Annotated in this window: 15 protein-coding genes; 3 read left to right on the forward strand and 12 right to left on the reverse strand. The window is 69.6% G+C overall.

Annotated elements, in window-relative coordinates:
- Positions 1-56: 56 nt before the first annotated feature.
- Positions 57-1970 carry an ATP-binding cassette domain-containing protein gene (locus RS85_RS19210; RefSeq protein WP_082087494.1) on the forward strand — a complete coding sequence of 638 codons (1914 nt, stop codon included), beginning with the start codon at positions 57-59 and terminating at the stop codon, positions 1968-1970.
- Positions 1971-2038: 68 nt separating this feature from the next.
- Here RS85_RS19210 and RS85_RS04945 read toward each other — a convergent pair whose 3' ends face one another.
- Together RS85_RS04945 and RS85_RS19955 are read right to left on the reverse strand one after the other, a co-directional pair.
- Complete coding sequence (locus tag RS85_RS04945; RefSeq protein WP_046012311.1) at positions 2039-2491, reverse strand: hypothetical protein; 453 nt, start codon at positions 2489-2491, stop codon at positions 2039-2041.
- Entirely contained in the window at positions 2485-3510 is a 1026-nt protein-coding gene (locus RS85_RS19955; protein WP_046012312.1) for a hypothetical protein, read from the reverse strand. The genes RS85_RS04945 and RS85_RS19955 overlap by 7 nt, the downstream gene beginning before the upstream one ends.
- Here RS85_RS19955 and RS85_RS19960 point away from each other — a divergent pair.
- The gene (locus RS85_RS19960) at positions 3510-3743 is read left to right on the forward strand and encodes a hypothetical protein (protein WP_046012313.1); all 234 of its coding nucleotides are present in this window, start codon (positions 3510-3512) and stop codon (positions 3741-3743) included. The two genes, RS85_RS19955 and RS85_RS19960, sit on opposite strands and share 1 nt — an antisense overlap.
- Positions 3744-3783: 40 nt before the next feature.
- Here the strand turns inward: RS85_RS19960 and RS85_RS04960 are convergent, their stop codons facing one another.
- The 10 genes from RS85_RS04960 to hemE form a co-directional block, all read right to left on the reverse strand.
- Positions 3784-5115, reverse strand: a complete 1332-nt coding sequence (locus tag RS85_RS04960; protein ID WP_046012314.1) for a glutamate-1-semialdehyde 2,1-aminomutase — start codon at positions 5113-5115, stop codon at positions 3784-3786.
- 28 nt (positions 5116-5143) lie between these two features.
- The gene (hemB, locus tag RS85_RS04965; RefSeq protein ID WP_046012315.1) at positions 5144-6121 is read right to left on the reverse strand and encodes a porphobilinogen synthase; all 978 of its coding nucleotides are present in this window, start codon (positions 6119-6121) and stop codon (positions 5144-5146) included.
- Complete coding sequence (locus tag RS85_RS04970) at positions 6118-6912, reverse strand: uroporphyrinogen-III synthase (RefSeq protein WP_046012316.1); 795 nt, start codon at positions 6910-6912, stop codon at positions 6118-6120. The genes hemB and RS85_RS04970 overlap by 4 nt, the downstream gene beginning before the upstream one ends.
- Positions 6909-7904, reverse strand: coding sequence for a hydroxymethylbilane synthase (hemC, locus tag RS85_RS04975; RefSeq protein ID WP_046012317.1), 996 nt, complete (start codon positions 7902-7904; stop codon positions 6909-6911). Before hemC ends, RS85_RS04970 begins: the two co-directional genes overlap by 4 nt.
- An 8-nt stretch (positions 7905-7912) precedes the next feature.
- Complete coding sequence (hemQ, locus tag RS85_RS04980; RefSeq protein WP_046012318.1) at positions 7913-8590, reverse strand: hydrogen peroxide-dependent heme synthase; 678 nt, start codon at positions 8588-8590, stop codon at positions 7913-7915.
- A 74-nt stretch (positions 8591-8664) separates the two neighbouring features.
- Positions 8665-8976, reverse strand: coding sequence for a hypothetical protein (locus RS85_RS04985; protein WP_046012319.1), 312 nt, complete (start codon positions 8974-8976; stop codon positions 8665-8667).
- A complete protein-coding gene (locus RS85_RS04990) occupies positions 8963-9370 on the reverse strand; it encodes a phage holin family protein (protein WP_046012320.1) in 408 nt (135 codons plus the stop codon). Before RS85_RS04990 ends, RS85_RS04985 begins: the two co-directional genes overlap by 14 nt.
- Before the next feature lies 1 nt (position 9371).
- Entirely contained in the window at positions 9372-9791 is a 420-nt protein-coding gene (locus tag RS85_RS04995; RefSeq protein WP_046012321.1) for a hypothetical protein, read from the reverse strand.
- 145 nt (positions 9792-9936) lie between these two features.
- Positions 9937-11463 (reverse strand): protoporphyrinogen oxidase, encoded by a 1527-nt coding sequence (gene hemG / locus RS85_RS05000; protein WP_046012322.1) that lies wholly within the window; start codon positions 11461-11463, stop codon positions 9937-9939.
- Positions 11460-12479 carry a uroporphyrinogen decarboxylase gene (gene hemE, locus RS85_RS05005; protein WP_046012323.1) on the reverse strand — a complete coding sequence of 340 codons (1020 nt, stop codon included), beginning with the start codon at positions 12477-12479 and terminating at the stop codon, positions 11460-11462. Before hemE ends, hemG begins: the two co-directional genes overlap by 4 nt.
- Before the next feature lie 71 nt (positions 12480-12550).
- Between hemE and RS85_RS05010 the strand changes: the two genes are divergently transcribed.
- Positions 12551-13888, forward strand: coding sequence for a glutamyl-tRNA reductase (locus tag RS85_RS05010; protein WP_046012324.1), 1338 nt, complete (start codon positions 12551-12553; stop codon positions 13886-13888).
- Positions 13889-13931: the final 43 nt, after the last annotated feature.

Raw genomic sequence — 13931 nt, forward strand, 5'->3', positions numbered from 1 at the left:
CCGGGGGCTTTTCCGGCAGGATAGGGGGAACTGTTCATTGCAACGAGAGGTCGCGGATGCCCGACGGACAGGTGCTGGAATTCACGAACGTGACGAAGCGCTTCAATGAGGTGACCGCTGTCTCCGACTTCTCGGCCCGTGTCGAGCCCGGCGCGGTCACCGCCTTCCTCGGCCCGAACGGAGCAGGAAAGACCACCACCCTTCGCATCCTGCTCGGTCAGGTGCGAGCCACTTCCGGCACTGCCACGATCGGCGGCACCGCCTTCGCCGAGCTGCGCCAGCCGCTCCGCACGGTCGGTTCGGTCCTGGAGGACACGGTCTACCGTACGCGTCGCACCGCGAACCGGCAGCTGACGATCGCGGCCAAGGCCAACGGCATCCCGCTCGCCCGCGTCGACGAAGTGCTCGCGATGGTCGGCCTCGAGGGCGAGGGCGACTCCCGCATCGGCGGCTTCTCTCTCGGCATGCGCCAGCGGCTGAGCGTCGCCAACGCGATGCTCGGGGATCCCGGTGCCCTGGTCTTCGACGAGCCAGCGAACGGACTCGATCCCGAGGGCATCCGCTGGATGCGCCTGCTGATGCGCCGCCTCGCCGATGAGGGACGCACTGTTCTCGTGTCGTCGCACGTCCTCAGCGAGGTCGAGCAGTTCGCCGACAACGTCCTCGTGCTGTCGAAGGGCCGGTTGGTCCTCGCGAGCGGCATCGAGACCCTCGCCGACCCGAAGGCCGGCTCGGTGGTCGTGGATGCCGCGGACCGCGCCGCACTCACGTCAGCACTGTCGGCCGCCGGGTTCGACATCGAGGTGCTGCGCTCCGGACTCACCGTGCGCGGAGCGGATGCCGGAACCGTCGGCTCCGTCGCCGCTGCGGCCGGCATCGCGCTGAGCACGCTGGTGCAACGCGGACCGACGCTGGAAGACGTGTTCATCGAGCTCGTGCGCGGCGGCAAGCTCGGCCCGCGCGCCGACGCGGCGGCATCGGAGCTCGTCGCTCCGGTGGCGGCGGGAGCGGGAGCTTTCCTGCCGGCGCCATCCGCGCCGGCTGTAGATGGAGCGGATGTGCCGGCTGCGAGCGTCTCCGACGCCGAGGCGTCGGACGGCGACGCGTCGAACGTGGACAGCTCCGTCGCCGAGTCCGGCGGGGCGGCATCCGATGACGCTTCCGACGAAGAGGCGGTCGCTGAGTCCGGTAACGACGAGTCCGGCGAGGAAGCGTCCGGCGAGGAAGCCGTCGAGCAGTCGACGGTCGAGGTGAGCCTCGTCGAGACTCTCGCTTCCGAAGACAACAGCGCCGAGCAGGGCGGAACCTCCGACGAGCAGAACGCCCTCGGCGAGAACGAAGGCGCGGACTACTCCGACTCTCCGGTATCGCACGAGACTCCGGCATCCGAAGACGCCGCGTCGCCTCGCTCGTTCGACGAGATCCTGTTCGGCACGTCCACCGCCGCCGCACAGGAATCGACGACGGATGCCGCGACGGAATCCGAGACGGACGCACAGGTCGAGGTCGACCATGCCGGCGTCGAGTTCTTCTCGGCGCTCGGTGAGACGGATGCCGCGACGGACTCCCTTCCCGACGACGCAGAAGCGGAGTCTGCGGACGAGTCCGAGGAGCCCGACCAGCAGCCCGAAGCGACCGAGCAGTCGGAGGAGGGAGACGACGACCCCCGCTCCGCTGCGGTCAGTTCGATGCTCGCCGCCGCGGCTCGCGCGTATTACGACGACGAGCCGAAGGACTACCCGCAGGACGCTCCGTCATCCGAAGACAACGGCGCGCAGTGGACGGTCGCCTCGACCGGAGTGATCGACACCGTCCCGCTCGCGGACGAGCCGGCTGCGGAGAGCGAAGCGGATGCCGATCACCACGAGGCTCATGAAGGCGAGAACCACGAGCACGGGGAAAACCACGAGCACCACGAGCACGAGGAGCACCACGACAACCACGAGCACGGCGAGAACCGTCACGGTTGAGTTCGCGCTCTGACGAGAAAGCCCTCCGCACCTTCGGGCGCGGAGGGCTTTCTCGATGTTCGATCAGGTCAGGTGGCCGGCCGCGGACGGATCACGGGGCGGCGGCTTCCCTTGGAGACAGGGGTCGGGGCGGTCGCCACGATCTCCTCGACATCGGCCGGCTCCGTGGACACGTCGAGCCGCAGGGCCTGCGTGAGCGCGAGGCCGTGACGAGTGCTGAGGATCAGTCGGCCGTACTGCTCGTCGCCCTCGAGATCGATCACCACGCCGGGTCGACGACGGCGGATGAGAACGAAGTCCAGGCTGCCCGCAGCCTTCCAACTGCCCGCGGCGAGCACTCCGGGAATGTGCGTTCCGGGGTTCGGCACGCCGCGAAGCCAGGTCCACGCGTCTTCCGTGAGCTGGACCTTCGTGATGGTGTCGCGAACGATCCGCACGTTGCTGCGGTGGAAGGTGGCGGCGCGTTCGATCGGGGAGAGCACGACCTCGAGTTGCGTCTGGTCCAGCAGCAACGTCACCATGCCCCCAGTCTGCCAGCGCGGCCCTCCCAGTTGTCTGGAAGTTGCTCACAGGAACGCAACGATCCGTTGTGGGATCGGCGCAATCGGTGGAGATCATCCCTTGCAGATTCGAACATATGTTCTATACTAGGGGTATGCCATCCACTCCTGAAATCGACATCGAGCAGCGGCAGCAGCTGCTCGATGCCTGGGTGGAGACGCGGCGACAGATCGCCGCCCTCGAGGCCGCGGCGGCGACACTTCTCGTCGACCGGGTGCGCCTCCTCGACGACGATGTGAGCGAGCACCCTCACCACCGAGAGGCGATCCATCGGTCGATGATCGCGGAGTACTCCGCAGCAGGGCGCATCGCCAAGGGCAGCGCCGAATTCGCGTTCTCCGATGCGTGTCTCCTCGATGCAGATCATCCGGCGGTGCAGGAGTCCTTCCGCCGCGGTGACATCACCGCGGCGCATGTGCGAGAGATCGTCCGGGCGGGAATGATCGTCCGGCTGGCCGTCACCGAGGGGCGGGCGGATGCTGCGACGCTCGACCTCTACGACGCAGCTGCCCTCGAGATCGCCGAGAGCGACTCTCCGTCGCGCACGCGAGCGCAACTGAGGCAGATCGCCGCGTCGCTGGCCGGAGAGACCCTCGTCGATCGTCACCGTCGTGCGCGCGACGAGAGAGCGGTCACGATGCGCTCGATCGAGGATGGTCTCGCGTTGTTGCAGGTGGTGCTGCCGGAGCACCTCGCCGCCGCGATCCTCGACTGGCTGACGCGCATGGCCCAGCGGCTGATCGCCACGCGAGACGAGCAGGACCCGGTGCTCTCCTCCGACGCGCTCGACCTCGGCGACGATGCCGTGTTCGTGACCGACCTCGCTCCCGATGATCCTCTCCGAGATGACCCCGCGCTCAGCGAGCATCACATCGATCGGGATCCTCTCGATGCTGGCACCATCTTCGGCTCTGGCGACACCTTCACGACCGACCCGCGGGTCGAGCACGTTCCGGCGGATGAGCGCACCCTCGACCAATGCCGGTCCACCGTTGTCAGATCGACCATAATCACGATCACGCCCTCGGCGGACGCACGTCGAACGACAACCTTGCCCATCTCTGCCTGGGTCACCACGCGCTCAAGCATCCCGACATCGACGATCGATATCGATGGACCGCGCGACAGCTCGCCGGGGGCAGCATCGAGTGGACGAGTCCTCTCGGACGCGTCTACACCGACACGGCGACGCGACGCGTCATGTTCGTCTGAGGGCGGTCATGTCCGCCGGGAGCGCTCGCGCCCCGCGGACCTACGCGGGCGGAATCGTTGCCGAAGCAGCCGCGGCAGCGGCAGCAGGCAACGCGGCTTCGATGACCGCGAGCTCCTCGTCGCCGTGCGCGGCGGTCAGGAACCAGGCCTCGAACACGCTCGGCGGGAGAGCCACGCCCTGCTCGCGCATGGAGTGGAAGAACGGCGCGTAGCGGAACGACTCCTGCGCCTGCGCCTCGGCATAGTTCCTGGGGGCGGTGGCGCGGAACGACGGACTGAACAGGCTGCCCGCGCTCGAGATGGCGTGCGTCACCCCGGCACCGGCGAGAGCCGCACCGAGGGCAGATGCGATCCGAGCGGATGCCGCGTCCACCGTCGCGTACACCTCGGGGGTCGCGAGACGCAGCGTGGCCAGGCCCGCCGCGACCGACAGCGGATTGCCGGAGAGCGTCCCCGCCTGGTACACCGGCCCGAGCGGGGCGAGCAGGTCCATGACGTCCGCCCGGCCTCCGAGCGCAGCGAGCGGCATCCCTCCCCCGACGACCTTGCCGAACGCGATGATGTCCGGCAGGTACTCCTCGCCGGCCTCAGCCTGCAGACCCCAGTAGCCGGCCGGGTGCACACGGAAACCGGTGAGCACCTCGTCGAGGATCATGAGGGCGCCATGCGCGTGAGCAGTGTCCGCGATGAGGCGGTTGAACCCGGGAAGCGGAGCGACCACTCCCATGTTCGCCGCCGCCGCCTCGACGATGACCGCGGCGATGCGGGGGCCGTGCTCGGCGAACACCGCAGCCAGAGCATCCGGATCGTTGTAGCGGATGACGAGCGTCTGCGCGGCGATCGGCGCCGGAACACCGGCCGATCCGGGCAGAGCGAGCGTGGCGATGCCCGACCCCGCCTCGGCAAGAAGGCCGTCGGAGTGCCCGTGGTAGTTGCCGGCGAACTTGACCAGCAGGTCGCGACCGGTCGCACCGCGAGCGAGCCGGATCGCCGTCATCGTGGCCTCGGTGCCGGTCGACACCAGGCGCACGCGCTCGATCGGTCGGACTTCACCGACGCGCACACGGTCGGCGATCAGCGCGGCGAGTTCGACCTCACCCTCGGTCGGTGCACCGAACGAGAGTCCGCGCGCGGCGGCCTCCTGCACGGCCGCGACGATCTCCGGGTGCGCATGCCCCAACAGTGCAGGACCCCACGAGGCCACCAGGTCGACATACGAGCGACCCGCGGCATCCGTCACTCGAGCGCCGGACGCCGACGCGAGAAACCGTGGCGTCCCGCCCACCGAACCGTACGCGCGCACAGGCGAGTTGACCCCGCCGGGAATCACCGCACGTGCAGCGGAGAACAGGTCGTCGTTGCGGTCGGTCATCAGGGCCCTTCGAGAGATACAGCGCTTCTCAGTCGCGCAGCCAGCGGGCGGCCTCGGTCGCCCAGTAGGTCAGCACAGCATCCGCACCGGCGCGGCGGATGGAGAGAAGCGATTCGAGGACGGCCGCACGGCGGTCGATCCACCCGTTCGCGGATGCCGCCTCGATCATCGCGTACTCGCCCGACACCTGGTACGCCCACACCGGGATGCCGACGGTGTCGCGCACCTCGCGCAGCACGTCGAGGAAGCCCATCGCGGGCTTGACCATCACGATGTCCGCGCCCTCGGCCTCGTCGACGACGGCCTCGCGAACACCCTCGCGACGGTTGCCGGGGTCGAGCTGATACGTGCGACGGTCGCCCTTCAGCTGCGAGTCGACGGCCTCCCGGAAGGGACCGTAGAACGCGCTCGCGTACTTCGCGGCGTAGGCTAGCAGAAGGGTGTCGGTGAACCCCTCGGCATCCAGCGCCGCACGGATCACCGCGACCTGGCCGTCCATCATCCCCGACAGTCCGAGCAGCTGCGAGCCGGCGCGCGCCTGCGCGAGCGCCATCGCCGCATACCGCTCGAGAGTCGCATCGTTGTCGACGCTTCCGTCGGCGGCGAGGACGCCGCAGTGTCCGTGGTCGGTGAACTCGTCCAGGCAGAGGTCCGTCTGCACGACCAGGGCATCGCCGACCTCGGCGGCCAGCGCCTCGGTCGCGACATTCAGGATGCCGTGCGGATCGTCGGCTCCGGATCCTCGGGCATCGCGTACCGCGGGCACGCCGAACAGCATCACGCCGCCGACCCCGGCCTCCGCGGCCTCGACCGCCGCAGCACGGAGCGAATCGATCGAATGCTGGTGCACTCCGGGCATCGAGCCGATGGCGACCGGCTCGGTGAGGCCTTCGCGGACGAACAGGGGCAGCACGAGCTGACGCGGCTGCACCGACGTCTCACGCACCAGACCGCGCACGGCCGGCGACTGCCGCAGTCGCCTCAGCCGGGTCTCCGGGAAGCTCACGGCGCGAACTCGTCAGCCGCGTGCGGAAGTGTGAAGTGCGAGACCGCATCGATCAGGGCATCCACCGTCTGGCGGTCGGCCACCACCGACACCGGAAGACCGGCCTTCTCGGCGTCGCGCGCCGTGCGGGGACCGATCGCCGCGAGAAGCGTCTCGTCGGGAATCTCGGGGAACTGCTCGCGCACCTGCTCGGCCACCGAGCCGCTCGTGATCAGGATCGCGTTGATGCGGCCGTTCTCGACATCGCGACGGATGCGCTCCGTGACCGGAACACCGACCGTGCGATAGGCGACGACGCTCGCGACGTCGTGCCCGGCCTCCGAGAGCAGCCGGCTGAGCACCGGCTTCGCGATCTCACTGCGGAGAGCCAGGATGCGGCGAGGTTCGGTCTCGAGAGCGATCAGCTGCTCGGCCATCCCCTCGGCGGAGTTGTCCTGCTCGGGGACCAGAGCGACTTCGTAGCCCACGGCCTGGAGCGCGGCGGCTGTGGTCTCGCCGACGGCGGCGATCCGGGTCGTGCGAGGGACCACCGCGCGATGCGCGAACATCACATCGACCGTGGTCGCGCTGGTGATGGTCAGCCAGTCGAAGGCGCCCGCAGCCAGCTGTTCGAGCGCCACGTCGAGCGCGGCCTGATCGGTGGTGGGTGCGAAGTTGATGAGGGGTGCGACGACCGGCACCGCGCCCTGGGCGCGGAGGCTCGCGGCGACGCCGTCGCCCCACGGCCCGCCTCGGGGCACGAGGATGCGCCAGCCGTCCAGCGGACGGTCGTGCTTCAAATCGGATGTCATGTGGATTGCTCTCGGGAGACGAGTCCAGCCGCCCCTTGATCGAGCAGCCGACGGGCAACAGTGAACCCCAGCTCGCGCGCTGCGTGAGTCGGGTCCGCACCATCGGCAGTATCCGCTCCATTGCCACTGCCGTTCCGACGAATATACTCCCCGTTCAGGTCTTCCGTGACGTCGAGACCGATCCTTCGGCCCCCATCAGGCGCGTAGACGACGGTCCTGACGCGGATCGACTGCCCTTCGATGACGGCGTGCGCGGCCATCGGCGCCTGGCATCCGGCATCCAGGCCTTCGAGGATCGCTCGCTCCACCGTGGTGGCCAGACGCGTCTGCGGATCGTCCAGCGCGCCCAGCGCGGCCAGCAGATCTGCCGGAGCATCCGCCCGGGTTTCCACGGCGAGCGAACCCTGCCCTGGCGCGGTGGGCCACTCGGCGAGACCGAGTTCCTCCCTGCGAAGCGGCGAGTCCGCGCCGAGCCGCGACAATCCGGCCGCCGCGAGGATCACGGCATCCAGCTCCCCGGAGGCGACGCGAGCCAGTCGCGAATCGACGTTCCCGCGGATGTCGACGACCTGCGCGTACGGCGCACGCCGGTGCACCTGCGCGATGCGCCGCGGCGACCCCGTGCCGACCGTGCTGCCCGAGCGGAGCTCGTGCAGAGGCGTGCCGAGGCGGGTGAGCACCACATCGCGGGCGTCTTCGCGCTTGGGGGTGGCGGCGATCACGAGGCCCTCGGGGATCGCGGTCGGGAGGTCCTTGAGAGAGTGCACGAGGAAATCGCACTCTCCGGCGAACAGCGCTTCGCGCAGCCGCGTCGCGAAGATGCCCTGCCCGCCGATCTCCGAGAGGGACGCACGGTTCGTGTCGCCCTCGCTCGTGATGGGGACGAGTTCGACCCGACGACCGGAGACCTTCTCGAGAGCTGCGGCGACGTGACCGGACTGCGCCTGCGCGAGCGCGCTGCGCCGGGTACCCAGGCGGATCGGGATGCTCATCGGGCGGCCTACTGCAGCACGTCCGCGATCTCGTCGAAGCGCAGGCGGCGCCCGGTGTAGAAGGGCACCTCCTCCTTCACGTAGAGCCGCGCATCGGTGTAGCGGAGGTCGCGCATGAGATCCACGAGTTCGGTGAGGTCGTCGGCCTCGAGCGGCAGCAGCCACTCGTAGTCGCCCAGCGCGAACGCGGCGACGGTGTTGGCGATCACTCCCTTGAAGGCCGCCCCCTTGCGTCCGTGGTCGGCGAGCATCTTGCGACGCTCCTCCTCCGGCGCGAGGTACCACTCGGGTGTGCGCACGAACGGATAGAGGCAGAGCCAGTCCTTCGCCTCGACGCCTCGCAGGAAACCGGGCACGTGCGCGCGGTTGAACTCCGCGTCGCGGTGCACGCCCATCACGTTCCAGACCGGGAGCAGGGAACGCAGCAGCTCGGTGCGGCGCAGGCGTCGGAGCGCCTTCTGCAGGTCCTCTGCGGTGGGGCCGTGCAGCCAGACCATGAGATCCGCGTCGGCCTTCAGCCCGGAGACGTCATAGAAGCCGCGGACGGTGACGCCGGAGTCCTCGACGTACGAGACGATCGTCTCGAGTTCGGTCGAGTCGGACTCGGTGACTTCCACATCGGGATTGCGTCGCCACACGGCCCAGAGGGTGAATCCGGACGGGTTCTCTTCGAGCACTTCGGACATGGTCTCCAGTCTGCCCCCTTTGCCGAGGGGTCGCGAACGCGAGCCCTGCGCTGACGCCACGCGATCGCGAGGCGTCAGCGAGAAACGGCGCGGGCGATGACCCAGACGAGTCCGCCGACCGTCGCCGCGATGCCGACCACGGCCGCAGCCGCGCCGATCGGGTTGCGGTCGGCGAAGACGCGCGCCCTCGCGATGCCGCGGGTCGATGCCTTCTCGATGCGACGGGGGATGTTGCCCTTGATCTCGATGGCGGCGAGAGCCGCCTTCAACTCCGCCCGCGCCGATGCGCGGTCGTCGACGATACCGGCGGGAACGACGGTACGAGCGGGCACTACCGAGCCGGCGGGAACACCGGCGCGCACGACGGAGGACTCAGAATTCGCCATCGCCGGCCTCCTTCACGATTCGGATGTCTTCGGCCACGGCCTGTGCGGGATTCTGGCGACGGAGGACCTTGCGGAACTTCAGGATGCCGAGCAACGCGAACAGCAGGACGGCGAGGATCAGGATGCCGAGCACTGCGAGCGCCGAAAGCCAGACCGGCCACCACGACGAAAGCCCTGCGATCGCGAACACCAGGATCACCGGCACCGCCCAGAACAGGAAGAAGAGCGCGATCAGGAACCAGACGGAACCGATCCCGGCATCCTTCGAGGTCTTCGAGATCCACGCCTTGGCCGAATCGATCTCGGCCTTGACGAGGTTCGTGACGAGTTCGGGCAGGTCGCCGAGCAGCGTCAGAAGACTGTCATCGGCGCGATCCCGGTATCCGCGCAGCATGTCAGGCGCCGGTGTTCTTCGGAGTCGGCTTCTTCGCACCGTTCGAGGCGCCGGTCGAGGCACCGTTCGAGCCCGAGGCGGTCTTCGCCTTGACCTCATCCACGGCGTCCTCTGCCGCGTCGGAGACCTCTTCGGCGGCTTCCTTGCCGGAGGCGATCACGGAGTCGAGCTTCTGCCCGGGGGTGCCGTTGCCCTTGACGGAGTTGACGACCTTCACGGCGCCCGTCCAGAGAGCGCCGGGAACGGCCGCAGCCTTGTCACCGACGAAGTCCTTGACCTTGTCGACCTGCTCCTGCACCGGGTCCATGTTGTAGACCTTCTGCCACTGCGTCTTGATCTGTTCGTAGCGCTCACGCCCGGCACGAGTGCCCAGCACGTAACCGACGCCGAGTCCTACGACGAGTCCGATCTTCCCCTTCATGGGGTCTCCTCACGTTGTTCCGGCTTGCTTCGCCCAGATTGGGCACCCGACCGCAGGCTTCATGCCCCCGGATCAGGTACTCAGCGTAACCCCGTATGCCGATTTCGGCATCTAGACCGCCCAGGGGTTGACACATGGTGATTCATCACTCCCACAACAGGGTCCGCCGGAGGCGATCGGCCTCGTCCGTCGCGTCGGGGATCACCTGTGCGAGGCCCGTCCCGGCGAGCCACGCGCCGACGACCGCGACACCCGGCATCGCCTGCACCGCGGCGCGAGCGGCTGCACGCCGTTCGCCCGAACCGATGATCGACGCGGGCTGGGACTGCACGTAGCGGGCACGATGGGCGGCGACGAGAGCGTCGTCAGCGAGCGGGACACCGAGCAGGGCCGAAGCCTCTCGTAGCGCCAGCCGGGCCGCGTCGTCGTCGTCCAGGTCCGCCGTCGCCGCGGGCTCGCCCTGCGCGCCGAACGAGACGCGCACGATCTCCCGGTCGCCCGCGGCCTCGCGCACCCAGCGCCACTTCGCCGTGGAGTGCGTGAGCGCCTTCGCCGTGTGACTCCCCGGCACGGTCAGCACTCCGGTTCCTCGGGGCGCAGCCCGAAGAAGGGGGGCATCCAGCAGCAGGGTCACGATCTCGATCTCGGGGGACGGCGATGGCTCGGCATCCGCGAGGGCGGGCACAGCGGCAGTGAGCAGCGCCCGAGCGGCCGTCTCCCCCGTCGCGACGATGATGGCGTCGGCCGGGATCGAGGACGGATCAGCGACATCATCGGCATCCGCTTCGGCGTCGGGGTCGCGGTCGGTGGTGATCTCCGCCATGACCGTCCAGCCGTCGTCGGCTCTTCTGATGCTGTGCACACCGACGCCCGTGCGCACCTCGGCACCCAGTCGCCGCAGATCCTCGACGAGCGCATCCACGAGGACGCTCATCCCGCCGTTCAGGCCTTCGACCGCGGCACCCGGGGCCTTCGCAGCCTCCGGAGCTTTCGCCGCACTCGGGGCGGCGTCGCGCAGCGCCTGCACGGCGCCCGACAGCGACCCGACGCGGGTGAGCGCGGCATTGAGTCCGGGAGCCGCGACATCGACGTCGACGTCGTCGGGCGAGGCGGAGTACACGCCCGTCGTCACGGGAGCGACGAGCCGATCACGGACCTTTGCACCCATCCGCGACGCTACGAGCTTGCCGAGGCTCAGCTGGTGCCCGATGGTCAAGGGCGGGCGCACGCGGTCGAGGTAGGCACGCCATGCACCCGACCAGCCGATGACCCGGCGCACGTCATCCTGGAACGGATTCGCGGGGATGCCGAGGATGCCGCCGACCGGCAATGGCGCCGCGCCGACCCCGGGAATTCCCGCCAGCCAGGCACTGCCCGCTTCGGGCGCCACGATGCGGTCTTCCAGGCCGAGTTCCGACAGCAGCGCACGAACGTGTCCGCCCCTGGTCGCGAAGCTCTCCGCGCCGGCATCGACCATGACCCCGGCGAGGTCTGCGCGACGAATCGCTCCGCCGACGGCATCCGCCTGTTCGAGGAGGGTGACCCGCATGCCGACCTTCGCGCACTCGCGTGCGGCGATCAGTCCGCCGATGCCTCCGCCGATCACGACCACATGCATCTCCGCGGCACGTGCGGCGAGGGCGGCGGGATCGCGAGGGGAGTCGACGGTCATGAGTGGACGAGCTCGACGATGCGGGTGAGCTGATCGGGATCGGTCTCCGGCGGAACGCCGTGGCCGAGGTTGAGGATGTGCGCCCGTGCGGCTCGGCCGCGCTCGAGCACGTCCTGCACATGCGCCTCCAGCACCGGCCAGGGGGCGGAGAGCAGCGCGGGGTCGATGTTGCCCTGAACCGTCACGTCCGGCCCGAGGATGGCGGCGGCCTCGTCGAGCGGCTGGCGCCAGTCGACTCCCACGCCGTCGGCGACGCCGTCGAGGCGCATGTCGGCGAGGAACGGCCCGGTGCCGACACCGAAGTGAATGGTCGGGATGCCGATGCCCTCGAGCGCCGCGTGCGAGTGCGGGGCCACGAACGCCCGGTAGTCGGCAGGGTTCAGCGAGCCGGCCCAGCTGTCGAACAGCTGCACGACGGATGCTCCGGCGTCGCGCTGCGTCTCGAGGAACCGTCGCGATACACGGGCGAGCCAGCCGGCGAGCCGGTTCCACGAGTCGGGGTCGGCGTGCATCATGGCCCGCGCGCGGAGATGCTCCTTGGACGGCCCGCCCTCGACGAGGTAGGCCGCGAGCGTGAACGGCGCACCGGCGAAGCCGATCAGAGGCGTGTCGCCGAGCTCGGCCGTGACGAGACGGACCGCCTCGGCGATGGCCGTGCCGTCGAGCGAATCGGGATCGATGGCCGTGATCCGGTCGACATCGGATGCCGTGCGCACCGGGTTCGCGAACACCGGACCGCGTCCGGGCTCGATCTCGACGTCGACGCCGGCGAGACGCAGCGGGATGACGATGTCGCTGAAGAAGACCGCGGCGTCGACGCCGTGCCGTCGGACCGGCTGCAAGGTGATCTCGGCCGCGAGGTCGGGGGTGAGGCAGGCGTCCAGCATCCGCGTCCCGACGCGCAGTTCGCGGTACTCGGGCAGCGACCTGCCGGCCTGGCGCATGAACCACACCGGGGCGTGTTCGGGGCGGGAGCCTGCGAGGGCGCGCAGCAGCGGAGCGTCGGAGAGGGCCATGCCTCCATCCTCCCATCCGGTCGTTATGAGTGCGCGGAGACCGTGGTCGCGCGCTCGGGTAGAATCGAGAGGTGCTGCTGTGTGTGACGGCGAGTCACAAGACCGCCCCCTTCGAATTGCTCGAACGCCTGAGCCGCACCCCCGACGACGTCGCCTCCACCGTGGTGGACATGACGCCGTGCGTGCAGGGTGCGGTGGTTCTCGCGACCTGCAATCGTTTCGAGGCGTACGTGGAGATGGATGAGCCCGTCACCGCGGCCGGCGCGATCGGCGTCGAAGCAGTGCTGGAAGCCGTCGAGGCCACGACCGGCGTCTCGGCCGCCGAGTTCGACGGCGCCTACACCGTGCACACCGGGCGGCGGGTCCCCGAGCACCTCTTCTCCGTGGCATCCGGTCTGGAATCGGTCGTCTCCGGCGAGGGTGAGATCGCGGGTCAGGTGCGCCGCGCGCTGAAGTCCGCACGCAAGGGCGGCACGACCTCCCCCGAGCTCGAGCGCCTCTTCCAGCGCGCCAGCCAGGCGCAGCGCAAGGTCAAGAACGTCACCGCCCTCGGCCGTGCCGGCCGCTCTCTCGTGCGCCTCGCGCTGGAGCTCGCCGACAGCCGCATCGCCGACTGGTCCGCCGAGCGCGTGCTGCTCGTCGGCACCGGCGCCTACGCGGCCGTGACCCTCGCCACCCTCCGCGAGCGCGGGGCCGTCGACATCTCGGTGTACTCGCCCTCTGGCCGCGCCGAGGTGTTCGCCGCGAAGCACGGCATCCGTCCGGTGGCAGCCGCCGACTACGCCCGCACGGCCGCTCACTCGAGCCTGCTCATCACCTGCACGAGCGCAACCGAGCCGGTGCTCGGGCCGCAGCACCTGCAGCACCCGGTCGGCATCGCCGCGGCTGGGTGCCCGATCGTTCCGAACGGATCGGCCGGGCACTCCCAGCTCGTCATCGACCTCGGCATGCCGCGCAACGTCGACCCCGCCGTCGGCGCCCTCGACGGCGTCGCCCTGCTCGACCTCGAGACGATCCGCCTGCACGCCCCGCTCGAAGAGCTGCAGGCGACGGATGCCGCGCGCAGCGTCGTCCGGGAAGCCGCTGACACGTTCCACGTGGTCGGCGCCCGACAGAGCGTGACCCCCTCGGTGGTCGCCCTGCGCACGCACATCTTCTCCCTGCTCGAGTCAGAGATCTCGCGCGCTCGCGCCCGCGGCGATGAGGACGGCCGGATCGAGCAGGCGCTCCGCCACCTCACCGGGGTGCTGCTGCACACGCCGACGACACGTGCGCATGAGCTCGCGGCATCCGGTCGCGCGGACGAGTTCGCCGCCGCACTGGGCACGCTCTACGGCATCGTCCCGGCGGCCGAGGCGACCGAGGCGACCGAGGCGACCGAACACGGTACCGAGTCCTCGATCGCGTAGCGGGTCCCGAGACTTCTACGAGCGATTCGTCGCGCCAGACGTA

The sequence above is a fragment of the Microbacterium sp. SA39 genome, assembly GCF_000967865.1.
In the GTDB taxonomy this organism is placed as follows: domain Bacteria; phylum Actinomycetota; class Actinomycetes; order Actinomycetales; family Microbacteriaceae; genus Microbacterium.

Excerpts from the sequence above, each read along its gene's own strand:
- RS85_RS19210 (WP_082087494.1), top strand. The coding sequence starts at position 57 with ATGCCCGACGGACAGGTGCTGGAATTCACGAACGTGACGAAGCGCTTC.
- RS85_RS04945 (WP_046012311.1), bottom strand. The coding sequence starts at position 2,491 with ATGGTGACGTTGCTGCTGGACCAGACGCAACTCGAGGTCGTGCTCTCC.
- RS85_RS19960 (WP_046012313.1), top strand. The coding sequence starts at position 3,510 with ATGCCGGTCCACCGTTGTCAGATCGACCATAATCACGATCACGCCCTC.
- RS85_RS04960 (WP_046012314.1), bottom strand. The coding sequence starts at position 5,115 with ATGACCGACCGCAACGACGACCTGTTCTCCGCTGCACGTGCGGTGATT.
- RS85_RS04970 (WP_046012316.1), bottom strand. The coding sequence starts at position 6,912 with ATGACATCCGATTTGAAGCACGACCGTCCGCTGGACGGCTGGCGCATC.
- hemC (WP_046012317.1), bottom strand. The coding sequence starts at position 7,904 with ATGAGCATCCCGATCCGCCTGGGTACCCGGCGCAGCGCGCTCGCGCAG.
- hemQ (WP_046012318.1), bottom strand. The coding sequence starts at position 8,590 with ATGTCCGAAGTGCTCGAAGAGAACCCGTCCGGATTCACCCTCTGGGCC.
- RS85_RS04985 (WP_046012319.1), bottom strand. The coding sequence starts at position 8,976 with ATGGCGAATTCTGAGTCCTCCGTCGTGCGCGCCGGTGTTCCCGCCGGC.
- RS85_RS04990 (WP_046012320.1), bottom strand. The coding sequence starts at position 9,370 with ATGCTGCGCGGATACCGGGATCGCGCCGATGACAGTCTTCTGACGCTG.
- RS85_RS04995 (WP_046012321.1), bottom strand. The coding sequence starts at position 9,791 with ATGAAGGGGAAGATCGGACTCGTCGTAGGACTCGGCGTCGGTTACGTG.
- hemG (WP_046012322.1), bottom strand. The coding sequence starts at position 11,463 with ATGACCGTCGACTCCCCTCGCGATCCCGCCGCCCTCGCCGCACGTGCC.
- hemE (WP_046012323.1), bottom strand. The coding sequence starts at position 12,479 with ATGGCCCTCTCCGACGCTCCGCTGCTGCGCGCCCTCGCAGGCTCCCGC.